Below are 23,365 nucleotides of genomic sequence, written 5' to 3' on the forward strand. Positions count from 1 at the left end.
GGGTGGCGGGGTTCGGGTGGATTCCTGAAGAATGACTATCTATCTAAGGTTGGTATTAGATACCAGCCTTTTGGGGGCTGCACTTCACGGCAAAACCACTTTTGGATATGCAGGAAGGTCCTTTTTCCCCTTCAAGGTTCAAGCGGAGTCTAAGGGCTGGGCCAGAGGCTTGTCAACAGTTATGAATGCTTGCGAAAAGTTTCGAAGCAGATTCCGGTTTGCATTAGGTATGCCGGGCCACCACAACCTCGAGCCCCCTGCTATAAAGCGCCTCGAGGTCTTCTTTTTTTGCTTTGCGGTCGGTGATGAGCAGGTTGGCTGCCTCCAGCGGCCCGATGCGGGCTGCGGCCACCTGCATAATCTTGCTGTGGTCGGCCAGCACGATAATCTCGCGGGCGGCCTCCATCATGGCCCGCTTAATCTCGGCTTCTTGCAGGTTGGTGTTGGTGAAGCCTTTGTCGGGGTGTACCCCGTTGCAGCCCAAGAAAGCCTTGTCGGCGTTGATTTCGCGCAAAAGCAGGGTGCCGTAGGGGTTGACCAGCGAATGCTGCAAAGGCCGCAGGGTGCCCCCGGTAACAATTACCGTAATGCCAGGGTGCGACTCCAGCAGCAAAGCGATGTTGAGGCCGCTGGTGATGACCACCACGTTTTTGAGCGAGGGCGAAAGGGCTTTGGCCAGCTCGGTGGTGGTGCTGCCCACATCCAGAATGATGGTCTCGCCGTCGCGCACCAGGCTGGCGGCGTAACTGCCGATGCGCTCTTTCTCCCTGGCGTGCATCTGGCGGGTTTCCTCCAGGGGAAGCTCGAAACGCTTGGTCTCCGCCGGCACAGCTCCCCCTCGGGTAGGGCGCAACAGCCCCTGTTGCTCCAGGTACTCCAGGTCGGTGCGGATGGTAACGGTGGAAACGCCAAAGTGTTGAGCCAGTCTGCTTACCTCGACCCGGCCATCCCGGCGCAGCATGGCCAGGATTTCCTGGTGGCGAAAGGTGGCCTCGAGAGAGGGCATAGCGAAAGCATACGAAAGCCAAACAAAGAAAGCAAATCGAAAACGCAGCAAGAAAGGATTTTCTCGAGGTTCAGTCCTCCTCAACCAGCAGGGGCAGAAACACCGTGAAGCGGGTCTCGCCAGGCCGGCTGGCTACGCGAATTTCGCCCCCGTGGGCCTCGGCAATCTGTTTGGCGATGGCCAGCCCCAGCCCGGTGCCACCCTCGGGGCCTCGAGCGAAGCGGGTAAACAGGCGGGGCAGTACCTCCGGTGCGATGCCCGGCCCCCGGTCCACAATGGCAAAGGCGGCCCAGGGTTGTTTGGGGGGGCTCATCTCGGGCGTGGAGGTGACACGGGCCTCGTCGGCGGACTCGTAGGGGTCGGGGGGGTTGTCGGTGGGTTCTTTGACCATCCAGACCCGCACCTGCACTTTTTCGGGCGCACCGGCGGCCCGCACTGCGTTGGCAATCAGGTTGCGGGCCAGTTGCAGCAAGCGGTCGGGATCGCCCAGCACCTCGGGAAACTCCGAGGGCATTTTGAGCACCACGCCGGGGTACTCGCCCACAGCCTGGCGCAGCAGATCGCCCAGGTTGACGATGTGGGCATTAACGCTGCGCTCGGCCTCGCCCCGGGCCAGGGCCAGCAGGTCCTGCACCATGCGGACGGCATGGGCGGCAATTTTACGGGAGCGCTCGAGCATCTCGGTGTCGCCAGGGTTGCGGCTGAGGCGCTCGAGGTAGCCATTCAGCGAGGTCAAGGGGGTGCGAAGCTCGTGCGAGACCTCGGCCAGAAAGGCCCGTTCGCGCGCCTGGGCCTCGCGCAGCTCACCCAGCAGGTCGTTGACCTTCTCTATCATCACCCCCAGGTCGTCTTTGGGGCCGGTGTAGTGGATGGGCTCGAGGTTGCGCGGGCCGCGCTTGTCTACCTCCGAGGCCGCCCGGTGCAGCGGGATGAGCGAAACCTGGGCGGCCAGCACAATCAGAAGGGCTCCCAGCGGCAACAAAAAGGCCATGCCCTGAATCAGGGTGGTACGAACTGTGGCCGAGATGCTCTCAATGTACCGGGTGTCCTGGCTGACCACCACCACCGCTCCCGGTATGCTCTGGTAGGCCGCCATAAAGGTTGGAGCGTAGTAGGGCTTGGCGGTGTTGCTGGCAGCACGGATATAGTTTTTGGGCACTTTGTGGTCGAAGTCAGGGGTGGGTGCTACCAAAAGTTGTCCACCCGTGCTGTAGAAGCTTACGCTCACCGGGCCGCTTCGGGGTAGGCTAATTTCCCCGGCGCGACCGGAGGCATACAGCAAAGCCACCTCGTTGACGTAGCGCAATAGGGTACGCTCGACCTGCCCGTACAAGCCAAAGTTAATGCTGTAGACGGCAATGCTCAGGGTCAATACCAGTATCAGCACCCACAGGATGGTATAGGCCAGGATCAGACGGGTGCGGAAGGACATAAATATGGGCCTGGGGGAAACCTCAAGCAACAACCATCACCAGGGCTGGGCGGCCTGGGCATCGCTTTGAGGCCCAGGCTTATTCCGCTTCGCGCTGCCGCAGCGCATACCCCACCCCACGCACGGTGCGCAGATAGCCATAAGCACCGGCTTCCCGCAGCTTGGAGCGCAGGTTGGCGATGTGCACATCTACTACGTTGGAGTCGCGCTCGAGCTGCCTTCCCCACAGGTGCTCCTCGATTTCCTGGCGGCTGAACACCTTGCCCGCCCGGCTTACCAGAAGCGACAGCAGCTCGAACTCCTTGGGCGACAGGCGCAGCTCCTGTCCTTCAAGCAGCACCTGCCGCTTGGCGATGTGCACTTCCAAACCACCCACGCTTATCTGCTCGCCGCCTTCGCGGTGGCGGAGTTGCACCTGGATGCGGGCCATGAGTTCGGCGGGGTGGAAGGGCTTGACAATGTAGTCATCGGCCCCATCGGAGAGCAGGCTCACTTTGCGCTCTACCGCATCGGCAGCGGTCAGGACGATAATGGGTACTTCGTAGCCCGCGCGGATGCGGCGGGCCACCTCGCCTCCATCCAGGTCGGGCAGGCCCAGGTCGAGGATGACCAGGTCGGGCACGGCTTCACGCAGGCGTACCAGGCCCGCCATGCCCCCCGAAGCCCAGTCCACGGTGTAGCCAGCCTCTCCCAGCTCGAGCTGCAAGAGGTGGGCGATTTCGGGGTCGTCTTCAATCAAAAGAATGCGTTTCATCGAACCTCCGGCAAGACACGCCCATTGGGCAGATTCAAGCGATACGTACGGGTCAGAAGCTCATTAAGGCTAACACGTTCTCCCTGGATATTCAGGGCAATATCCCCCTTGGGGGTAGTAATTCCATTGTATGGCGGACGATAGCCTCCATCCACCCGGAACAGCACCCGAACCTCCCGGTTGGCGGGTGCGGGCAGCATGCTTTGCAGAACCAGATTGCGTGCTTCTACCTGCCAGACCACATACACGGTGAGCAAATCCGGGGACACCACCCGAATCTCGCTTCCCGAAGGGATAGAGGGGAGGTTAGGCAGCGGCGCGAGCGCCAACACGAAGGCTAGTAGAAGACTGCGCATGGTCCCACCACTATGCAAGGCTACCTGAACAGGAGCATGGGATTCCAGTAAACGGCATTTTAACCTGACAAAGCGGGCTGGCGGTGATTGGAATTGAAGAGCGCTTCATAAGCCTGCGAATTGCCCACAATACAGTAGCAATGCTCACTGCCATGGTAGGGCAAATACAAACGCCATGAGTTTAGCATTTCTTTAGCTGGGCCACAGCTCAAACTGGACAGCAGAAAAACCCCTCCGATGCCGGAGCTGGCCGCTGAACCTCGAGCTGAGAACAATTCCCCCCTACCTCCAGGGCGTACAATCAGTTATGAGAAAAATTGAAGCCATGTTACTTCAGCTCGAGCAAGAACTGGAAAGACAAATGTTCGGCTCGCCTGTCCAGCCCAACCTGGCCGAGGCCCGCCAGCTGCTGGAGACCCTAACCAAACAACTTGACCAGGCCATTATCTTCGACAAAACCATTCGGGCCGACCTCGAGCGCCAGCTCGAGTCGCTGCGCGAACTTCTAGAAGGCGCGCAGGTCTCTGCGGATCAGGCCAAACAGCGGCTGATGGATTTTCGCAATTTTTACCAGAAGAGCTTTGGCAGCGGCCAGATTGTGTAGGTCGGCGCGAACCCAAATTGAGCAATTTTGCCAGCGATGTGCCTGCCAGCAGTACCAGCCTCAAAAGAAATGTCCTTGATTGGTTTTTGCGGGGGTTTACAGTGTCTCCATAAGCGAAATGCGAGATGCCGTACCGAAAGTTCGCTTTAGGAATTGCGCCAGGTATGCATTGACTCATTCCGCTGGTTTTGCTAAGTCTGCCCTGGTGCAACTACATCAGGCCAAAATCACGGCAAAAAACCCGCCCAGTGTGGTGGCCAGCAGGTTGGTCAGATCGTTGCTCCACCAGGCCAGGCGGTCTTCTAACAAACCCAGCACAGTATCGGCCAGAGCGCCGGCGGCGCCCCCCACCACCACCGCTACCACCGGCGCCTCGAGCCAGACTGCCCAGGGGGCAAAAAGCAGCGCCCCGCCCAGCAGGGCCAGGGTGCCCAGACCACTAACCGCAGCGTTGGTCCCGCTTTCTACACAGCCTTTTAGCGGATGCCAGGCCCAGCGGCTACGACTGCCCAGCTCGGTGGCCAGGGTATCGGCAGCTGCGGCTGCCAGCGCTGCAAGAAAAAAAGCTGGCGCGCCCAGGGCAATGCCCACTGCGGCTGGAAGCCCATTGGCCAACACCTGGGAAGCCATGCGGCCCGCGCGGTCTCGGCTGGTGTGGTTGAGCCGACTGGCAAGGCTACCCAGGGCCACAAAGAAGAGCACCGCCAGGGCTGCCGGAATTCCTCCAGCCCAAAGGGGAAGGCCCCCTACCAAAGCGGCAGCCCAGGAAGCCCCCGGCCTGAGCCAGCCCACTCGCTCGGCCAGCAGCCCGATTCCAAAAGCAATGGATAAAGCCAGGAGGGGATTCATCTAATATGAACCCCGCCTGAAGCTTTCCGTTAGGGATAGATCGGAGCACCATCGTTTTTCGGGCTGTTGCTGCCTGCGCTTCAGGCGGGGGCCCCAGGAAAAGAACAAATCAAAAACATTTCTTATGGGTGCACCCGAAGGGCCCCAAAGACCAAACGGACAGGGGGGATTCCAGTAGAAGCTGGTGCTGTTCATGCCGACCTACCCAGCGACCCCGTCCGCAGCGCGGTCTCGAAGCCCTACAGCACCTGCGACCAGCTGACGGAGCGCACGTTGGGTACGCTACGCAAGCGCTCGTCCAGGGCTTTCTGCTCGCTTTCGCTCAGGTCTATGCGGGTGCTGATGCGAAACAGCGAGGAAAGCGGTGAAGTGGGGCTCGAGTTCACGCCCATGGCACTTTTGCCCATCCAGGCGATGGCATCCATAATGTCGCGCAGCAATCCGGCCCGGTCGTCGGCCAGAACCTCGAGCTGCATCACCCGGCCCAGCCCTTCCCAGTAGGCCAGCACCACCCGTCCGGGGTCTTGCTCCATCAGGCGGCGCAGGTTGGGGCAGCTTGCTTTGTGGATGCTGACGCCCCGTCCCCGGGTGATGTAGCCCAGAATGGCGTCGCCCTTGGCGGGCTCACAGCAGCTGGCCAGCTTGATGGGAACGCTCAGATTGGACTCCAAACGGATGCCCAGCTCACTTTTGACGGGCTTGGGCCTGGCGGCAGGGGCTTCGCTTTTGGGTGCCAGGATGCGGGCAACTTGTTGTGGTGCAACCCGTCCTCCTGCAATGGCTGCGTACAGGTCCTCTGGCGAAGAGCTTTTGATGAGCTTGCGCCCCACCTCCTCGAGTTGGCTCTCCAGAGGCCGGGGCAGGCCCCGTCGTTTGAAGTATTTTTCCAGCATCCGCGCGCCTTTTTCCAGGGTCTCGGCCCGCTCGAAAGCCCGGAAGTACATGCGGATTTTTTGCTTGGCCGAGCGGGTTTTGGCGTAGTCGATCCAGTCCTTGGATGGGTGGGCCGTTTTGGCGGTGAGAATTTCCACAATCTCGCCGTTTTGCAGCTCGTAGCTGAGGGGCACGATGCGCCCGTTGACCTTGGCCCCGACCATGCGGTGCCCCACCTCGGTGTGGATATGGTAGGCGAAGTCTACCGGGCTCGAGCCTTTGGGCAGGTTGATAATTTTCCCCTTGGGGGTGAAGACAAAAACCCGGCCCCCCAGCAGCTCCTTGGTAACAGCCTCGACAAAATCGCGCGAGCTGCTGTACTCCTGCTGCCAGTCCTGGATGCTTTTGAGCCAGCCCACCCGCCGCTTGAGGTCTTCGGGGTCGGTCACACCCTCCTTGTAAAGCCAGTGCGCCGCCACGCCAAACTCGGCCACCCGGTGCATTTCCCTGGTGCGAATCTGGACCTCCAGCGGCAGCCCGTTTACGGCAATCACGGTGGTGTGCAGCGACTGGTAGCCGTTGGGCTTGGGTACCGCGATGTAGTCCTTGACCCGGCCCGGGATGGGCTGCCAGAGGGCGTGTACCAGGCCCAGCACGTGGTAACAAACCTGCTTCTCGCGCAGCGCGTTTTCTTCTGGGTCCTGGCCGGGGCGTGGCTCCAGGATGACCCGCAAGGCCAGCAGGTCGTAAATTTGCTCGATGGCCTTGCCGTCCCGCTCCATCTTCTTCCAGATGGAGAACAGGTGTTTGGTGCGACCCGTGATCTCGATTTTCCTGATGGACTGCTTGAGGATGAAGTCCCGTGCCAGGGCCTGCTCGAGCTTTTCTTTGGCGGCTTGGACGGCGGCCTCACGCTCGGCCCGGTGGCTTTTGAGGCGGGCCTCGAGGGCCTGGTAATTCTCGGGGTCGAGGTAACGGAAGGAAAGGTCTTCGAGCTCGAGCTTGATTTGTCCAATACCCAGGCGGTGGGCCAGCGGGGCGTAGATTTCCAGGGTTTCGCGGGCAATGCGCTGCTGCTTGTGGGGGGGCATGAACTCCAGGGTGCGCAGGTTGTGCAGCCGGTCGGCCAGCTTGACGATGATAATGCGCACATCCTCGGCCATGGCGATAAACATCTGGCGCAGGTCTTCGGCGTGCTTTTCCTCGGCGGGTTTGTCCTCCTGTGCGGCGTGGGCCAGTTTGTAGAGCTTGGAAACCTTGGTCTCGCCCTCCACAATCCTTCGCACCGCTGCCCCAAAGCGCTCCTCAATCTCCTCAGGGCGCACCTGGGTATCCTCGACGGTGTCGTGCAAGAGCCCAGCCATGAGGGTCTCGGCATCCAGGCCCAGCTCGGCCAGGATCTGCGCAACCGCGACCGGGTGAACGATGTAGGGCTCTCCACTCTTGCGCTTTTGCCCTTCGTGGGCGACATAGGCAAACTCAAGCGCCCCCCGCACCTGAGCCCTGGCCGCAGCAGGCAGGTAGTGAAGGTGAGGCTCGAGCTGTTGCCACAAGGCCTCAACTGCGGAATGCGCTGTGGGCGATAGAGGTGCCGCCGTTGGCTGGGTATGCTTGGTCATATCAAGGTTCCGGGTCTGCACAAGGCCAGCCCTTAGAGGACGCTTTTCTAAGTCTAGCATTTTGCCGAAAACTAGCCAATTAGAGCGCTCTTCACAAATATTGAGCTTGATTGCTTTGTCCTGCACAGCGCAGGCGCCTCCCGGATGGCAGGCCAGGTCTGTGAGGAGCACGATAAGCCTGGTCGGATCGATTTTAACCTTCGCTTGGGGGCTTGCTATTTTCGGGCTGCTACCGTAAAGCGACCACCGTTTTTTGCGACAAATGCAACACCTCCACGGTACACTGGTCGCATGTTGCGGCTAAACCTGACAAATATCCTATCCGAACGCATAGGTGAGCAGGGCATTGATTGGCCTGGGGCGCTGGCTGCCCACGCTCAAAGCTTAGAGGCGGCCCGCGTTGCGCTGTGGCAGCGCAAGTCCAACCCCGCCGAGTTCCTGGGCTGGATTGACGTACCCGAAGATACCGAAACCCTGCGGCAGGTGTTGCGCTACCGCCAGGCCAACAACTGGGTTCAAGACCTGGTGGTGCTGGGCATAGGTGGTTCGGCCTTGGGTGCTCAGGCGGTGGGTGCGGCTTTAGGTAAAGGCCCGGTGCGCCTGCATTTTGTAGACAACGTGGAGCCTGAGCCTATTCTGGCGTTGCTCCGTACCCTCGACCCTCACAAAACCCTGGTCAATGTGATTTCCAAGTCGGGCTCTACTGCTGAGACCATGGCGGCCTTTCTAGTGTTCCGGCAGTGGCTCGAGCTGGGCCTGCCCGACTGGAAAAAACACGTGGTGATCACCACCGACCCCTCCAAAGGCATCCTGCGCCCCTATGCCCGGGCCGAGGGGCTGACCGCCTTTGAGGTGCCGCCCTCGGTGGGGGGACGCTTTAGTGTGACCTGCCCGGTGGGAACCTTGCCGCTGGCTTTTGCCGAGGTGGACCTCGAGGGCCTGCTGGCCGGGGCGCGCAAATCCAATGAGCAGGCCAGGGCTGTACTGGAACACAACCTGCCGGCCCAGACCGCGCTAATCCACCACCTGTTTAGCCAAAAGGGCAAGAACATTGTGGTTTTTATGCCCTACTCCACCCGCCTGCGCTACCTGCCGGACTGGTTTGTGCAACTTCACGACGAATCGCTGGGCAAGATGCGCGACCGGGCAGGCCGTCCGGTTCGCACCGGCACCACCGCTGTACGGGCCATCGGCACCACCGATCAGCATGCCCAGGTGCAGCTTTTCCGCGAGGGGCCGCACGATAAGCTCATCAACATCGTGCGCTTGTTGAACCCCAGCGAAAACCTGGAAATCCCGGCGGTGAAGGGCCTCGAGGCCCTCGATTACCTCTTCGGCAAGAGCTTCTTCGAGCTCCTGGATGCCGAGGCCAAAGCCACCGCCCACGCCCTGGCCAAAGCCCAGCAGCCCAACTACACCCTCACCCTGGAAAAACTCGATGCCTACCACCTGGGCTGGCTGCTGCAACACCTGATGTGGCAGACCGCCTTCCTGGGTGAACTGTGGAACATCAACGCCTTCGACCAGCCGGGGGTGGAGCTGGGCAAGGAGTACACCTACGCCCTGATGGGCCGCAAGGGCTGGGAGTCGCTGGCGCAGGAGTTGCGCGCCGAGGGGGTGGAATAACCGCACTTCCTGGTTTGATCCGGTGTAGGGGGCGGCTGAGCCTGTTGAAGCCGGACTGGTATGGGCTGTTCCACAGGGGGATGTAAACGGGTTCAGCGCTCCAGCAGTTCACGCATGGCCTGTGGCACCGGCTGGGGCTGGCGTGTTTGGGGGTGGGCGGCCACATAGATGACCTCCCCGCTAATCAGGTGCGCCTCACCCCGAAAGATGCCCAGCACAAACTGCATACTGCTGTTGCCGATGCGCCCTACCCGCACGCCAATATCGAGCTCGTCGTCGTAGTGGGCAGGGGCGTGGTACTCCACGGTTGCCTTGACCACAAACAAATCCAGCCCAAAGCGCTCCACCGTGCTGGGGTAGGGGATGCCCAGAGCCCGCCAGAATTCGGTGATAGCCACGTCGAAATAGGTTAGGTAGTGCCCGTTGAACACGATGCCCTGCGGGTCGGTCTCGGCCCACCGCACCCGCAGGCGATGATAAAAGCCAAACTCGGACCTTAACAACTATTCCTCACCAGCGGCTCGAGGCTGCTTCAAGAATCGCCCTCTTCCAGGCCCCCCACATCCCAGTGCTCGGGCGAGCGCCAGAGGTTGGAAATCAAGAGCTCGCGCATGGCCAGGAACTCCTTGGGCATCCGCGCGTAGAGCTTGATGAAGAGCTCTTCGTGGGAGAGGATTTCCTTAAGCCACAGGTCGCGGTCGATGGCCATCAGCTCCTGGAACTGCTCTTTGCTAAAGTCAAGGCCGCGCCAGTCCAGGCTTTCGTAGTGGGGTACGTAGCCCAGGGGGCCTTCGGTAGCATAGCCCCGACCGTTAACCCGCTCCACAATCCACCTCAGCACCCGCATATTTTCGCCAAAACCCGGCCAAAGGTAGTTGCCATCCTTCCCCTTGCGGAACCAGTTCACGCTGAAGATGCGGGGCGGATCTACCACCCGGCGGCCCATATCCAGCCAGTGGTTGAAGTAGCTGGCCATGTGGTAGCCGATGAAAGGCAGCATGGCGAAGGGGTCGCGGCGCACCTCGCCGATCTGCCCGAAGGCCGCTGCGGTCATCTCTGAGCCCATGGTGGCGCCCAGGTACACCCCAAACGACCAGTTGAAGCTCTGATACACCAGCGGTACCACCGAGGCCCGGCGCCCACCGAAGATGAAGGCCTTGATGGGCACGCCTTTGGGGTTTTCCCATTCGGGGTCAATGGCCGGGTTCTGGCTGGCCGGGGCAGTAAAGCGGGCGTTGGGGTGCGCCCCTTTGCGCCCACAGTCGGGGGTCCACTCGTTGCCCTGCCAGTCAATGGCCCTGGCGGGCGGGGGGCCGTCCATGCCTTCCCACCACACGTCGCCCTCGGGGGTGAGTGCCACGTTGGTGAAGATGGTGTTGGCCTTGATGGTCTCCATGGCGTTGGGGTTGGTGCTGTAGGAGGTGCCGGGCGCCACCCCAAAGTAGCCAGCTTCGGGGTTGATGGCATAAAGCCGCCCATCGGAGCCGGGCTTGATCCAGGCGATGTCGTCGCCCACCGTGGTTACCTTCCAGCCGTCCTCCTGGAAGGGCTTAGGCGGGATCAGCATGGCGAAGTTGGTCTTGCCGCAGGCTGAAGGGAAGGCAGCCGCCACATAGGTTTTCTGACCTTTGGGGTCTTCGACACCCAGGATCAGCATGTGCTCGGCCAGCCAGCCTTCGTCGCGCCCGATCACGCTGGCAATCCGCAGGGCCAGACACTTTTTACCCAGCAGGGCGTTGCCACCGTACCCCGAACCATAGCTCCAGATGCTGCGCTCTTCGGGGAAGTGCACGATGTACTTGGTGGTGGGGTTGCAGGGCCAGGGGACGTCTTTTTGTCCTGGCTCCAGGGGCATGCCCACGGTGTGCATGCAGGGCACAAAGTCGCCATCCTCGCCCAGCACCTCGTAGACGGCCTTGCCTATGCGGGTCATGATGCGCATGTTCACCACCACGTAGGCCGAGTCGGTAATCTCGATGCCGATGTAGCTGATGGGAGAACCCAGCGGCCCCATGCTGAAGGGCACTACGTACATGGTGCGGCCCCGCATGCAGCCATCGAAGAGGCCCTGTAAGGTGGCGTGCATTTCTTTGGGGTTGACCCAGTTGTTGGTAGGGCCGGCGTCTTCTTTGTTGATGGAGCAGATGAAGGTGCGGTCTTCCACACGCGCCACATCGCTGGGGTCGGAGCGGGCCAGAAAACTACCTGGGCGCAGCTCGGGGTTGAGCCGTATAAACGTACCGGCTTCGACGAGCTGGTCGCACAGGGCGTTATACTCCTCCTCAGAGCCGTCACAGAAGTGAACTGCATCGGGCTTGCACAGCGCAACCGCTTCGGCAATCCAGTGTTTGACCCGCTCGCTTTTGATGTAAGGGGGGAACTCGAGGTTCTGCATAGGCTCCTCTACTCTAACGGTAGTACCGGGATATTTCACGGGCATATAGATACCCCTTGCGACAGGCTGGCGACTTTGATAAATCTCTCACTAGCCTTCAAAACCAGTCTTCGCTTTGCGGCCATTCTGCTGTAGGGTCAATCGCCCCGGCTTGGATGAAGCCTGCCCAACTGCCCTAAACTGGGCACATGAGAATTCGCTTGCGCGAAAATGGCTCGCTGGTGATCGACCTGCCCGAAGGCAGCAGGTTTGTGCTTAACGGAGAAGAGCGGGTTTTAGAGCGAGCCAAGCTGGCTTTGTGCCGTTGTGGCCACTCGGAATGCAAACCATTTTGCGATGGGAGCCATAAGCGGGTGGGTTTTGTGGCGGAAGGGGGGGAGCTGGAAATAGAACTGCAATAGGCTGTGCGGACTTTTTGTTATGCTGGTGGCGCACATGAAACCTGGCCCTCTGAACGCCATTACCGATGTTCCGGGTATCCAGGTAGGCCACTTTACCGACCTGGACAACCTTACGGGTGTTACCGTTATCTTTCCCCAGAACGGGGCGGTGGCGGGGGTGGATGTGCGCGGCAGTGCGCCCGGTACCCGCGAAACCGACCTGTTGAACCCGGTTAACCTTGTTGAGCAGGTACAAGCCGTGGTGCTCTCGGGGGGGAGTGCCTATGGCCTCGAGGCGGCCGCAGGGGTGATGCGCTGGCTCGAGCAGCAGGGCAAAGGCTATCCGGTGGGTAGCGCCGTCGTGCCCATTGTGCCAGCCGCGGTGATTTTCGACCTGCTGGTAGGCAGCTCTACCGTGCGTCCCAGTGCCCAGTACGGTTACCAGGCGGCCCAGAACCTGAAGGGTGGGCCGGTCGAGCAGGGCGTGGTGGGGGTGGGCACCGGGGCACGCAACGGCGGTCTGAAGGGCGGCACCGGCACGGCCAGCCTCGAGCTGCCCGGCGGGGTGGTGGTGGGGGCTATCGTGGCGGCCAATGCCTATGGAAGGGCCCACGACCCCATAACGGGCGAGCTTTATGCACGTTTCTTAGAGCAAAACGGCGAGTTCAAGCTCAAACACCCCCCCAGGCCCCTGTCGGCCCCAGACTACAGCGATCTTTTCACGACCTCTTTCGTGCCCAGCAATACCGTAATTGGATGCGTAGCCACCAACGCCCGCCTGAGCAAAGCCCAGGCCCAAAAGGTAGCCCAGATGGCCCACGACGGCATTGCCAGGGCCGTCTTCCCAGCCCATACCATGTTCGATGGCGATGTGATTTTTTGCCTGGCTACGGGGGAGGTGGAAATTGCAGGCCCTGCCGAACTCAGCCGCCTGGGTGCGGTGGCCGCCGATGTGTTTGCCAGGGCGCTGGTGCACGGGGTGCTGCATGCCTATTCGGTGGGTGGGCTGGTTTCCTACCGCGACCTGTACGAAAAATAGGCGCAAAGAGCGGTTTCTTACGACCGCTTTGCCGGGAAGAACAATGGACAAAAACAACCTTGCCCTTCAAGCTGCCCAGGCCGTAGACACCGCCGAACTGGTGCGCCTGACCCAGGAGCTCGTTCGCATCGCAAGCTACTATCCAGGGCCGGGCGAGCAGCCGGTGGTGGATTTTTTAGAGCCCTACCTGCGCCGGCGCGGCTTCCAGACCACCGTACAGGAGGTGGCTCCAGGCCGTCCCAACCTGATTGCCGACCTGGGGCAAGGTTCCGGCGGGCTGATTCTGGAGGGCCATAGCGATGTGGTCACGCACGGCAATCCCGAGCAGTGGACGGTTCCCCCCTATGAAGCCCGGATCCTGGACGGCAAGATTTACGGGCGCGGAGCCTGCGATATGAAAGGAGGGCTGGCAGCGGCCATCTGCGCGGCAGTAGCGGTACAAAAGGTGCTGGGCCAGCCCCGCAAAACCCTGCGGCTGTGCATCCCCTGCGATGAAGAAGGCCTGATGATCGGGATCAAAGCTTTTATCCGGGCGGGCTATGCCGAAGGCTTCGCCGGGGCCATCATCTGCGAGCCGGAGGAGAACCAGGTCTGCTTGTGGCAAAAGGGCGCCATGCGGGTCTGGGTACATTTTCAGGGAAAGATGGCCCACGGGGCCATGCCCTATGCCGGGGCCAACCCCATCCCCTCGGCGGCCCGGTTTGTGGCGGCGCTGGGCGGGCTGCAAGCCGCTTTGCAGAGCGAAAGCCAGCACGAATACCTGGGCCTGCCCTGGCTGACCCCTACGGTGTTCGAGGCGGGGGCGGGGACGGGGCAGTTCAATGTGATTCCCGATCGGGTGCGGGTAGGGCTGGATATCCGCACCAACCCCGGCCAGGATCACCGGGCCCTCGAGGCCAGGCTTCGGCAAGTGCTGGAAGAGAGCCTGGGGGCCGGTGTAAGCGCAACCCTGGAGGTCTTCGAAGTCCGCCCCGCCAGCGAAACCTCGCGCGACACTGTGCTTGTGCAAGCGGTAGAACAAGGCTTGCAACTGCTGCAGATGCCCGTCCGCTACGGTGGGGTGCCGGGGGCTACCGATGGCACTTTTTTGTGGGCCTGGGCCGGCTTGCCTGTTGTGACCATTGGGCCAGGGAATCGTACCGTTCCACACCAGGTTGACGAGCATATCGAGATTGAAGAGCTGATTGCGGCTGCCAGGCTTTATGCTGCTGTCGCTGTGCTGATGTTGCAGAATGGCTTGCCGGCAGCTTAGAGCGCTCTTCACAAATATCGAGCTGCTCACAACTTGATTGCTTTGCCTTGTACAGCACAGTGGCCCCCCGGATGGGGGCCACGTCTGTGAAGAGTGCGATAATTGCTGCATTGCGGGGCGATAATCCCGTTTGCCAACCCCCTGGTTTTCGTGTTATTGTCTACTTGCGAGCGGTGCCGAAAAAAGCGTATCGGTAAGGCTTTTTTCGGATCGGGAGGGTGGAGAAGACCCAACTGATGTTCTGGTGGGACTCGTGATACCGAGCCCACCCGCGCGACGCGGCCATAAATCGCGACATTCCCATATAAAAAATAGGAGGAATCGTGATGAAACGTTGGTTTCTTATAGGCGTGTTGGCCTTGGCTGGCCTGGCTTGGGCGCAGCAGCGCGGTGGCTCTATTACCATCGCCATCCAAACTGAACCCGCAGCCTGGGATCCGACCCAGGTGGCGGGTGCGGATATCTCCCGCGTGGTCTACGACAATGTGCTGCAAGGGCTGGTCAAGCGCAACCCCAAAGGCGAGATCGTGCCTTCACTGGCCACGCGCTGGGTGGTTTCTAACTCCGGCCTGACCTATACCTTTACCCTGCGCCAGGGGGTGAAGTTCCACGACGGCTCCGACTTCACCGCCCAGGATGTGCTGGCTAAGTTTAACCGGGCCCGCAACCCCGATACCCGGGCCTCGGGCCACCTGCGCCCCGACCTTTACCGCGACATCGCCAATATCACCAGCCCCAACCCCAACACGGTGGTGTTTAGCCTGCGCCAGCCCAACAACGACTTTCTTTTCATCCTCTCGCGCCCCGAGTCGCTGATTGGCCCCCGGCAGCGGCCTCTGGCCGAGCAGCGGGTGCAGCCGATTGGCACCGGCCCCTTCCGCTTTGCGGCCTGGGAGCGGGGTGTGGCAGTGCGGCTCGAGCGCAACCCCAACTACTACCTGCAGGGCCTGCCCTACCTGGATCGGGTTAACTTCCGCTTCCTGGGCGATGGGGATGCCCAGCTGGCCGGTCTGCGGGCCGGCGACCTGGATGCCATCGCCTACGCCCTACTGCCCGAAAACGCGGTGGTGCTCTCGCGCGACCCCAACTTCAAGGTGTTCTCTGGTTCGGCTACCGCCGAGGCTGTGGCCGGGTTCAACAACAGCCGCCCGCCCTTCAACGACGTGCGGGTGCGGCGGGCCATCACCCTGGCTACCAACAAGGACGAGCTGATCCAGGGGGCCATGCTGGGCTACGGCACCAAGATTGGCTCCATGCGTTCGCCGGGCGAGGCCTGCTATGTGGATCTGAGCAACTTCAATGCCTACAACCCCGATGAGGCCCGCCGCCTGCTGGCCGAGGCTGGTTTTACCAACCAGAACCCCTTGCGCTTTACCTTCAACCTGGCCGCCGAGTTCCCCTACGAGCGCCGCATTGGCGAGGCCATGGTGGCCCAGCTCAACAAGCTGGGGCCGCTGCAGGTAACCATCCAGGTTACCGACTTCAACACCTGGCTGCAGCGGGTCTTCCGTCAGGCCGACTATGCCATGACCATCATCGGCCACGTGGAAGCCAACGATATTGGCAACTACGCCAACCCCAACTACTACTGGCGCTACAACAACCCGCGTTTCCAGCAGCTTTTCACCCAGTACCTGCGGGCGCCCAACCAGACCAAAGCCTGCGAGGCCCTGGCCGCCGCCCAGCGCCTACTGGCTGAGGATGCCGCTGGGGTCTGGACCATGACCCTGCCAGCGCTGGGCGCTTATCGAGCCCGCATTCAGAACTGGCCCGACGGTTTCCTGACCCCCGCCATCAGCGTGGCCGAGGTGTGGGTACGGCAGTAGCCTGTAAGCCTTAGCTTTGAGGGTCGAGTGTCAAGGGCGTTTCGGCTCTAGACCCTCGACCCTCGAGTCTTGACTATGTTTGCCTACACGGTTCGCCGCCTTGGCTTTGCAACGGTCACCTTATGGTTGGCGACGCTGCTGGTCTTTGCTGCACTGCTGCTGATTCCTGGCAACCCAGCCCAGGCCATTTTGGGCATTGATGCGACCCCTGCCGATTTAGAGGCCCTCGAGGCCCGCTTGGGGCTGGATAAACCCCCCCTCGAGCGCTACCTGAGCTGGCTGGGCGGGGTGCTGCGGGGCGACCTGGGGCAGTCGATTCGTTATGAGCGGCCCATCTCCGAACTCATCGTGGCCCGGCTGGGGATTACCTTGCCCATCGTGGTGGCTTCGCTGCTGTTGGCCACTCTTATTGCAGTACCGATGGGCATCCTGGCGGCCCGCAGGGCCGGAAGCCCAATAGACCTGGGCGTTTCGGTGGCCTCGCTGGTGGGGATTGTGCTGCCCTCGTTTTGGGTTGGGCTGATGTTCATTTACATCTTCATCGTCTGGCTCAAGCTGCCGTTGCCCACCAGTTTTCCTATTGGGGGTTGGGAGAACCCCCAGCGGGCCTTGTCGGCCCTGGTGCTGCCGGTGCTGACCGTTGCCCTGGCCAGCGCTTCGTTTCTGGTGCGGTTGGTGCGGGGAAGTGTGCTCGAGGTGCTCTCGCAGGATTTTATCCGTACTGCCCGGGCCAAGGGGCTAACAGAGCGGGTGGTGCTGTACAAGCACGCCTTGCGCAACGCGGCTCTGCCGGTGGTGACGGTGCTGGGCCTCGAGTTCGCCAGCTTGCTTATCGCCACCGTAGTGGTGGAGACGGTCTTCGGGATTCCGGGCCTGGGCTCGCTCTCGCTTACCGCCATCAGCGCGCGCGACTACCCCCTGGTGCAGGGGGTGGTGCTGGTGATAGCGGCTTTTATTGTGCTGATGAACCTGCTGGTGGATTTGCTCTATGCTTTGCTCGATCCGAGGGTGAGTTATGCGTGAAGGGCGGCCCCCCATCCCCCGGCCCCTTCCTCCCAAGGGGAGGAAGGGGTGGCTGAAGATGTCTACTGGAGGCCGAGGGTGAGTTATGCGTAGCCAGGCTGTCCCATCGAAAACCTCCAGGAGGTCATCTGGTTGGGCAAAGCTGCCCATCGCACTAAAGGTGGGCTCCTTCCTGATTCTGCTGGTTCTACTGATGGTTTTGGCCAGCACACTCAACCCCGTCGACCCCAACGCCACCACCCCCCACCGCCTGGCCCCCCTTTTTTCCCCAGGGCATCCCCTTGGCACCGATATCCTGGGGCGCGATACCCTGGCCCGGGTGCTGGCGGGGGCCCAGAACGCCCTTTATGTGGGCCTGATTGCAGTGGGTATTGGGCTTTCGGTGGGGCTTTTGCTGGGTGTGCTGGCAGGGTATTTGGGCGGCTGGCTCGACCAGATTCTGTCGGTGTTGCTGGAGGCGCTGTATGCCCTCCCGGCCCTGCTCATCGCCCTGCTTCTGGCTGCTATTTTCAACCCCGGCGTGACCACCTCGATGGTGGCCATTGGCCTGGCGGCGGTGCCGGCTTTTGCCCGGGTGGCCAGGGCCGGCGTGTTGTCGGTCAAGACCCTGCCCTATATCGAGGCCGCAAGGGCCCTGGGCATGGGCAGTGGGCGCATTATGCTACGGCACGTGCTCCCCAACATCATCGGGCCCCTGGTGGTGCAGGCCAGCCTGGCTTTTGCGGTAGCAATTCTGGCCGAGGCCGCGCTCTCGTACCTGGGTTTGGGCACCCAGCCCCCCAACCCCAGCTGGGGCCGGATGCTGCGCGAGGCCCAGAGTTACCAGGAACTCACGCCTTATCCGGTAATTTTCCCCGGTTTGGCGATTGGCCTGGCGGTGCTGGGCTTCAACCTGCTGGGTGATGGGCTGCGGGATTACCTGGACCCGAGAAAAAGAAGCTGAAAGAGGTTGCTATGAACTACGCAGACATGTTTCGGCTCGACGGCAAAGTGGCGCTGGTGGTAGGGGGAGGTTCGGGGATTGGCCAGGCCTCTTGTGAGGCCCTGGCGGCTCAGGGGGCTACCGTAGTGGTGGCAGACCTGAAGGCCGAACTGGCCGCCGAGACCGCCGGCAGAATTGAGGCCAATGGGGGCCGGGCCGAAGCCGACCTGGTCAACATTACCGATGTGGAAGGGGTAAAGGGGCTTATCAAGGGCATTCTGGAGCGGCATGGGCGGCTCGATGTGGCCGTAACCACCCCCAGCATCAATGTCCGCAAGCCCATCCTGCACTACTCGAGCGAGGAGTTTGACCGGGTGGTAAGCGTCAACCTCAAGGGTACTTTTAATGTGCTAACCGAAGCGGGCCGGGCCATGGCCGAACAGGGCTCGGGCTCGCTGATAGCTTTTTCCTCTATTCGTTCGCAGGTGGTGGAGCCGGGGCAGTCGGTTTACGCCATGACCAAAGCCGGAACCATCCAGCTGGTGCGGGGTTTGGCGGTAGAGCTGGGCCCCAGGGGGGTGCGGGCCAACGCCATTGGGCCAGGTGTGATTGACACCCCGCTCACCGCACCCATCAAGAGCAAGCCCGACTGGTACAACGCCTATGCCGAGCGCAGCATCCTACGGCGCTGGGGCCGCCCTGAGGAGGTGGCGGCAGCGGTGGCTTTCCTGGCTTCGCCAGCGGCTTCCTACATCACCGGGGCCATCTTGTTTGTGGATGGGGGCTGGACCGCGATTGATGGACGGTTTGATCCCCCGCTGTAACCGGCTGGTGGTGCCATCGCGGTCTTCGCTGTTTGCTGCCCCCAGCGGCAAAAAATATGCCTTGAACAGCACTCGCTATGGACATTCTCTCTGAAGGCGCTCTAATCTGCAGCCTGCATCACCCCTGCAATTCGCTCGAGCGCCTCCTGCACCAGCTTGCGGCTGGTGGCGAAGTTCAAACGCAGCCAGCCCTGGTACTGCGGCCCAAACATCCGGCCCTCGTTGAGGCCTACTTTGGCCCGCTCGAGCATGACCTTGTGGATTTCCTGGGCAAAAGGGGCGCCCCTGAAATCAAGCCAGGCCAGGTAGGTGCCCTGTGGAGGCCGGTAGCCGACCTGAGGCAGGTGTTGCTGCATAAACGCTGTGATGAAGTCGCGGTTGCCCTTTAGATAGGCCCGCACTTCTTCTAGCCAGTCCTGGGCGTGCTCGAGCGCGGCCCGCCAGGCGGCCATCGAGAGTACGTTGGGGTGGCCGCCCAGCCCCTTGCTGACCTGGGCCATGGCCGCCAGTATCTGCGGGTTGTGGCTGATGGCCACACCGCCGCCCAGTCCGGCGGTGTTGTAGGTTTTGCAAGGCCCGGTCAGGGTAACGGTGCGCTGGGCTATTTCGGGGCCCAGGGAGGCAATGGGGATGTGCTGCCCTTGGTAGATGAGGTCGGCCCAGAGCTCATCCGACATCACCCAAAGCCGGTGGCGCAGGGCGAAGTCGGCCAGTTGCTCCAGTTCGTCCCGCCGGAAGACCCGCCCGGTGGGGTTCTGGGGGTTGCACAGCATCAGCAGGCGGGTGCGGGGGGTGACCAGGTGCTTTAGCTGCTCAAAATCGATCTCCCAGCCGCTGGGGGTGGGCAGCAAGGGGTTGTGTCGGGCAATGCGGTGGTGCTCGGCCAGCACGTTCAGAAAGGGATGATAAACCGGCACCTGGGTAATCACCTCGTCGCCGGGGCTGCTCAGGGCCAGCACGCTGGCGTAGATGGCTGGTACGACCGAAGTGGTGAGCAGCAGGTTTTCGGGGGTAAGGCCTTCCAGGCCGTGACGGCTTTGTTGCTGAACAATAAGCTCGAGCAGCTGCCTATCGCCCTTCGTCTGGGGATAGCCCACCCGCTCTTTGAGCCGCTCCATGATGGCCTGGGTAATGGCCGGACTGATGGGAAAGTCCATGTCGGCTACCCACATGGGCAGCACGTCCTCGGGGTAAAAGTGCCACTTGCCGCTGTAGCCGTGGGGGTCGCGCAGGGTGCGGGGCGATAGCTGGTCGAGTTGCATGGCTATAGCTTATCGCCAAGGGGGCAGCTATGGCTCCAGTGTGGTGTGGGCCGGGATGATCACATCTTCGAGCTGCTCTTCCAGTACGACCTGGTTGCGTCCGCCGGCTTTGGCCCGGTACATGGCCTCGTCTGCGCGGCTCAGCATGGCCGCCACGGTGTCACCCTGGCGGTAGCAGGCCACCCCAAGGCTGAGCGTGACCGGTACCCCCGATATGGGGCTTTCGCCGATGGCCTCGAGCAGGCGCCGGGCCAGGAGCTGGGCCTGGTGCAGGTCGGTCTCGGGGGCCAGGATTAGAAATTCTTCACCGCCCCAGCGGGCCAGGCTATCGCTATCGCGCAGGTGCTGGGCCAGCCTTCCAGCAACTTCGCGCAAAACCTGGTCCCCCACCGAGTGGCCGTAGGTGTCGTTGACCTTCTTGAAATGGTCGATGTCGGCCAGAACAAGCGCAAACGGGCGGTTGTAGCGGCGGGCCCGCTCGAGCTCGTTATCCAGCTTGAGCTGCATGGCCCGGCGGTTGGTCAGGTTGGTAAGCGCATCGGTATGGGCCAGCTGATGCATCTGGGCGTAGTGGCGGCGCAGAAAGGCAAACATGTACAGCAAAGACAGGTAAGCAATGTTGGAAAGGGTAAATTGCAGGGCGGTATTGATGGAAGTGGCGTTGAGGGAGGGGCTTGCGAGCAGGCCAATGCCGCCTGCCAGCAAGCCCAACCCCAGATAGGTCAGGGAAAACCGCAAGGCCTGCCTTCGGTTGAGCAGGTTAAAGGCCATCAGAAAGACCATGGGAAACCACAGCACCGCAGGGGTGATGCCGTCGCGCTGATGCAATTTGTAGGCGGCTTCGTAGTACAGGCTGACAATTTCATACACCGCGATCAGGCTCAGGGCCACCTGCCAGACCCAGCGAATGCTTTGGGGGTTGCGCCAGAGGTAAACTTCCAGGGCCAGGAACCCGGTGGCTATGGGCAGAAGCAGGTACTTGTCGGGAAGTGATAGCTTATCCGCCGTCACCGACAGCCCCCAGGCGGCCAGGGCGGCCAGCGCCCCGAGCGGAAGCAACCACAAGGAGATGCGGACGCGCAGGGTCTCGAGGGGGTCGGCCACCTCGATGGTGGTGTAGGGGTCGGGTGAACGCTGGGGCAGCATATGCTTTTTTCCAAATACAAACTCAGCCTGCCGTAGGTGGTTATAGCTTAGCAAAAGGGGTCTTAACGGAGCCTGAACGCCTCGAGCCGGCTGTTGTGAAACCAAATCCAGCGCCGGTACTCGACTTGGCGAACCTGTGAGTGCGAGCGGGTTTTTAGGTTCAGGGCCACAGGTATTTGACCAGGTAATCGGCGCTGGCCCACCCGCTCTCCAGGGCCGCCTCTATTCGGGGCCCACCGCACCAGTCGCCGCAAAACACCAGGTTTTCTTGCGTCAGGTAGGGCCAGGGATGGGTCTGGGTAGGGAGGGCGTAGCGCCAGCGGTGCGCCATGGCGGTACGGCACTGCCCAATCCAGTCGCCGAAGAGTTCCTGGGCCGCCTTGATGATTTGTTGGAGGGCCTCGTCGGGGTCTAGCTCGAGGTGGGCCTGGCTCCACTCTGGCGAAGCCTGCAGAACCAGCACCGGCGGGTCTGGCACCGCCCGCTTGGTGTGGTCGAGGGCGGCCCAGGCCAGTACCGGATGCTCGATTTCCAGCCCCACCCAGTCCAGGTAGGGCAGCTGACGGGGGACCAGGATGACGGCCCAGCAGGGTGCATAACGCACGGCCTGTAAAGCCATCTGCACCTCGGGCTTGAGCTGCCCCTGGGTCAGTCTGAGGGCCTGGGGTGCTGGCATGTTGAGCACCAGGGCCCGCCCCGAGCGGGTTGAACCATCCTCGAGCGTTACCGTCCAGCCTTCAGCGGCCTTTTGCACCCCCGTGACCAGGGCCTCGATTTCCAGCGGCAGGGGTCGGTCGTGGGCTTCCCACCCCTGCAAAAAAACCTTGCCCAGGGTGCTCATGCCATCCGGGCAGATATAGCGTGGGTGGCCGGGCCTGCGTGCCTTGATGCCGCTTGCTTTCAAAACTGGAAAACCCTGGGCCCATTCCCGCACCAGGCCATGCTGAACCAGGTCGGGGAGCAGGAGCTGCAAGGGGGCGTTTTTTGCTGTGAAATACTGGGCGCCGTGGTCAACGGGCACAACCCTGCCGTCTAGCTCGAGCCTGCGGGTAGCCGCCCGTCCTGCTACCCCGCGGGACTTTTCCAAAATATGCACGGTGTGGCCGGCTCGAGCCAGGTCCCGTGCAGCGGCCAGCCCGGCCAGCCCGGCGCCCACTACCAACACATCGGGGATGCCTGTCATGCCAACCCCACCCCAGGCGCTTTGCCCTGCTCAGGCCAAAGCTGGCTGGATGCGAACACTTCTTCTGCTGGTGCTTCAGAAGAGCGCTGCAAAAGGCAAAACGAATTGAACGGGTTGCCGGTCATTCTAAGTTCAAGAATCGGGCCTGGGGGGTTTTTCGTCAATCCGCCGGTGGTTCTGGTAGGCTTTGCCTCGAGATGCCAGCGCTGGAGTCTGACTGGTGGAGGATGGGCCTGCGGGTGGCCGGTGTGGACGAAGCTGGCCGGGGCGCGCTGGCCGGGCCGGTGGTGGCCGCAGCCGTCATTCTGCCCCCCCCGCAAGACCAAACCCAGTACCCTTTCCAGGACTCCAAAACCCTTAGCGCCAGGCTGCGCGACCAGATGGCCGACCAAATTCGGGTCGTGGCCCTGGCCTGGGGGGTGGGGTGGGCCGGGGTGGCCGAAATAGACCGCCTCGGCATCCTCAAGGCCACCCACCTGGCCGCCGCGCGGGCCCTGGCGCAACTGGCTGTGCCTGCAGAAGCCCTGCTCACCGATTATCTGCGCCTGGAGCGGGAGTGGCGGCAATATCTGCACAATAACCCACCCCGACCCGACTCGCCCGGCCTGCTTCGCTGCCCGCCTAAGGCCGACCAGAACAGCCCCACCGTAGCGGCGGCCAGCATTCTGGCAAAGGTGGCGCGGGATCGCTACATGGAAGGGCTCGAGCAGCGGTATCCAGGGTATGGCTTTGCCCAGCACAAAGGATACGGCACCGCACTCCACCTGCAGGCCCTGGACAAGCTTGGCCCCTGTGAGGAACACCGCCGCACTTTTGCTCCGGTAGCCCAGACAGGGCTTTTTTAGAGAAAGGAGGGGGCGTGGGGGAGCTATAATCCCCCGGACTTTGAGTCCGTGGGATACATGGACTCCCCCACGTCCGCCGGAGGCGGACACAGGCTTTTATCATATACATCCACTAAGCCAGCGATAGAGGGGCAGGGGATTGGTGGAGA

At 61.9% G+C, this 23,365-nt stretch carries 21 protein-coding genes; 10 read left to right on the top strand and 11 right to left on the bottom strand.

The genetic code is table 11. The annotated features are described in order from the left end of the window. Positions 1-223: 223 nt before the first annotated feature. The 4 genes from ABWU19_RS10145 to ABWU19_RS10160 form a co-directional block, all read right to left on the bottom strand. Positions 224-1,006 (bottom strand): DeoR/GlpR family DNA-binding transcription regulator, encoded by a 783-nt coding sequence (locus ABWU19_RS10145; RefSeq protein ID WP_435901578.1) that lies wholly within the window; start codon positions 1,004-1,006, stop codon positions 224-226. Between the two features lie 70 nt (positions 1,007-1,076). Beyond that, entirely contained in the window at positions 1,077-2,438 is a 1,362-nt protein-coding gene (locus ABWU19_RS10150; protein ID WP_435901579.1) for a sensor histidine kinase, read from the bottom strand. Positions 2,439-2,517: 79 nt separating this feature from the next. Next, positions 2,518-3,192 (bottom strand): response regulator transcription factor, encoded by a 675-nt coding sequence (locus ABWU19_RS10155; protein WP_435901580.1) that lies wholly within the window; start codon positions 3,190-3,192, stop codon positions 2,518-2,520. Continuing rightward, positions 3,189-3,548, bottom strand: coding sequence for a hypothetical protein (locus ABWU19_RS10160; RefSeq protein ID WP_435901581.1), 360 nt, complete (start codon positions 3,546-3,548; stop codon positions 3,189-3,191). Before ABWU19_RS10160 ends, ABWU19_RS10155 begins: the two co-directional genes overlap by 4 nt. Positions 3,549-3,855: 307 nt before the next feature. Here ABWU19_RS10160 and ABWU19_RS10165 point away from each other — a divergent pair, with 307 nt between their 5' ends. After that, positions 3,856-4,152, top strand: a complete 297-nt coding sequence (locus tag ABWU19_RS10165) for a hypothetical protein (protein ID WP_435901582.1) — start codon at positions 3,856-3,858, stop codon at positions 4,150-4,152. Positions 4,153-4,368: 216 nt separating this feature from the next. On the opposite strand, the gene ABWU19_RS10170 is transcribed toward ABWU19_RS10165, so the two are convergent. Together ABWU19_RS10170 and ABWU19_RS10175 are read right to left on the bottom strand one after the other, a co-directional pair. Beyond that, on the bottom strand, positions 4,369-5,001 hold the full coding sequence (locus tag ABWU19_RS10170; RefSeq protein ID WP_435901583.1) for a DUF92 domain-containing protein: 633 nt from the start codon (positions 4,999-5,001) through the stop codon (positions 4,369-4,371). Between the two features lie 239 nt (positions 5,002-5,240). Further along, a complete protein-coding gene (locus tag ABWU19_RS10175; protein ID WP_435901584.1) occupies positions 5,241-7,493 on the bottom strand; it encodes a RelA/SpoT family protein in 2,253 nt (750 codons plus the stop codon). Between the two features lie 291 nt (positions 7,494-7,784). On the opposite strand from ABWU19_RS10175, the gene ABWU19_RS10180 reads away from it, so the two are divergent. Then, on the top strand, positions 7,785-9,119 hold the full coding sequence (locus ABWU19_RS10180) for a glucose-6-phosphate isomerase (RefSeq protein WP_435901585.1): 1,335 nt from the start codon (positions 7,785-7,787) through the stop codon (positions 9,117-9,119). A gap of 92 nt (positions 9,120-9,211) precedes the next feature. On the opposite strand, the gene ABWU19_RS10185 is transcribed toward ABWU19_RS10180, so the two are convergent. Next, positions 9,212-9,622 (bottom strand): acyl-CoA thioesterase, encoded by a 411-nt coding sequence (locus ABWU19_RS10185; protein ID WP_435901586.1) that lies wholly within the window; start codon positions 9,620-9,622, stop codon positions 9,212-9,214. A 29-nt stretch (positions 9,623-9,651) separates the two neighbouring features. Beyond that, positions 9,652-11,559: a phosphoenolpyruvate carboxykinase (GTP) gene (locus tag ABWU19_RS10190; RefSeq protein ID WP_435901587.1), complete on the bottom strand. Its 1,908-nt coding sequence runs from the start codon at positions 11,557-11,559 to the stop codon at positions 9,652-9,654. Positions 11,560-11,702: 143 nt separating this feature from the next. On the opposite strand from ABWU19_RS10190, the gene ABWU19_RS10195 reads away from it, so the two are divergent. From ABWU19_RS10195 to ABWU19_RS10225, 7 genes are all read left to right on the top strand, one after another. Next, positions 11,703-11,915 carry a CDGSH iron-sulfur domain-containing protein gene (locus ABWU19_RS10195; RefSeq protein ID WP_435901588.1) on the top strand — a complete coding sequence of 71 codons (213 nt, stop codon included), beginning with the start codon at positions 11,703-11,705 and terminating at the stop codon, positions 11,913-11,915. A 34-nt stretch (positions 11,916-11,949) separates the two neighbouring features. After that, a complete protein-coding gene (locus tag ABWU19_RS10200) occupies positions 11,950-12,933 on the top strand; it encodes a P1 family peptidase (RefSeq protein ID WP_435901589.1) in 984 nt (327 codons plus the stop codon). A gap of 43 nt (positions 12,934-12,976) precedes the next feature. After that, positions 12,977-14,185 carry a M20 family metallopeptidase gene (locus ABWU19_RS10205; protein WP_435901590.1) on the top strand — a complete coding sequence of 403 codons (1,209 nt, stop codon included), beginning with the start codon at positions 12,977-12,979 and terminating at the stop codon, positions 14,183-14,185. A gap of 326 nt (positions 14,186-14,511) precedes the next feature. Next, positions 14,512-16,011: an ABC transporter substrate-binding protein gene (locus ABWU19_RS10210; protein WP_435901591.1), complete on the top strand. Its 1,500-nt coding sequence runs from the start codon at positions 14,512-14,514 to the stop codon at positions 16,009-16,011. A 75-nt stretch (positions 16,012-16,086) separates the two neighbouring features. Further along, complete coding sequence (locus ABWU19_RS10215; protein ID WP_435901592.1) at positions 16,087-17,034, top strand: ABC transporter permease; 948 nt, start codon at positions 16,087-16,089, stop codon at positions 17,032-17,034. A gap of 85 nt (positions 17,035-17,119) precedes the next feature. Beyond that, on the top strand, positions 17,120-17,977 hold the full coding sequence (locus tag ABWU19_RS10220) for an ABC transporter permease (protein ID WP_435901593.1): 858 nt from the start codon (positions 17,120-17,122) through the stop codon (positions 17,975-17,977). An 11-nt stretch (positions 17,978-17,988) separates the two neighbouring features. Then, entirely contained in the window at positions 17,989-18,780 is a 792-nt protein-coding gene (locus ABWU19_RS10225; RefSeq protein ID WP_435901594.1) for an SDR family NAD(P)-dependent oxidoreductase, read from the top strand. Between the two features lie 101 nt (positions 18,781-18,881). Here the strand turns inward: ABWU19_RS10225 and ABWU19_RS10230 are convergent, their stop codons facing one another. The 3 genes from ABWU19_RS10230 to ABWU19_RS10240 form a co-directional block, all read right to left on the bottom strand. Beyond that, on the bottom strand, positions 18,882-20,042 hold the full coding sequence (locus ABWU19_RS10230; RefSeq protein WP_435901595.1) for a MalY/PatB family protein: 1,161 nt from the start codon (positions 20,040-20,042) through the stop codon (positions 18,882-18,884). 27 nt (positions 20,043-20,069) lie between these two features. Beyond that, positions 20,070-21,188: a GGDEF domain-containing protein gene (locus ABWU19_RS10235; protein ID WP_435901596.1), complete on the bottom strand. Its 1,119-nt coding sequence runs from the start codon at positions 21,186-21,188 to the stop codon at positions 20,070-20,072. A 160-nt stretch (positions 21,189-21,348) separates the two neighbouring features. Next, positions 21,349-22,371 (bottom strand): NAD(P)/FAD-dependent oxidoreductase, encoded by a 1,023-nt coding sequence (locus ABWU19_RS10240; RefSeq protein WP_435901597.1) that lies wholly within the window; start codon positions 22,369-22,371, stop codon positions 21,349-21,351. Between the two features lie 197 nt (positions 22,372-22,568). On the opposite strand from ABWU19_RS10240, the gene ABWU19_RS10245 reads away from it, so the two are divergent. Then, positions 22,569-23,216: a ribonuclease HII gene (locus ABWU19_RS10245; RefSeq protein ID WP_435901598.1), complete on the top strand. Its 648-nt coding sequence runs from the start codon at positions 22,569-22,571 to the stop codon at positions 23,214-23,216. The last annotated feature ends 149 nt before the right edge of the window (positions 23,217-23,365 follow it).

Source organism: Meiothermus cerbereus (assembly GCF_051297115.1).
GTDB classification, from domain to species: domain Bacteria; phylum Deinococcota; class Deinococci; order Deinococcales; family Thermaceae; genus Meiothermus; species Meiothermus cerbereus_A.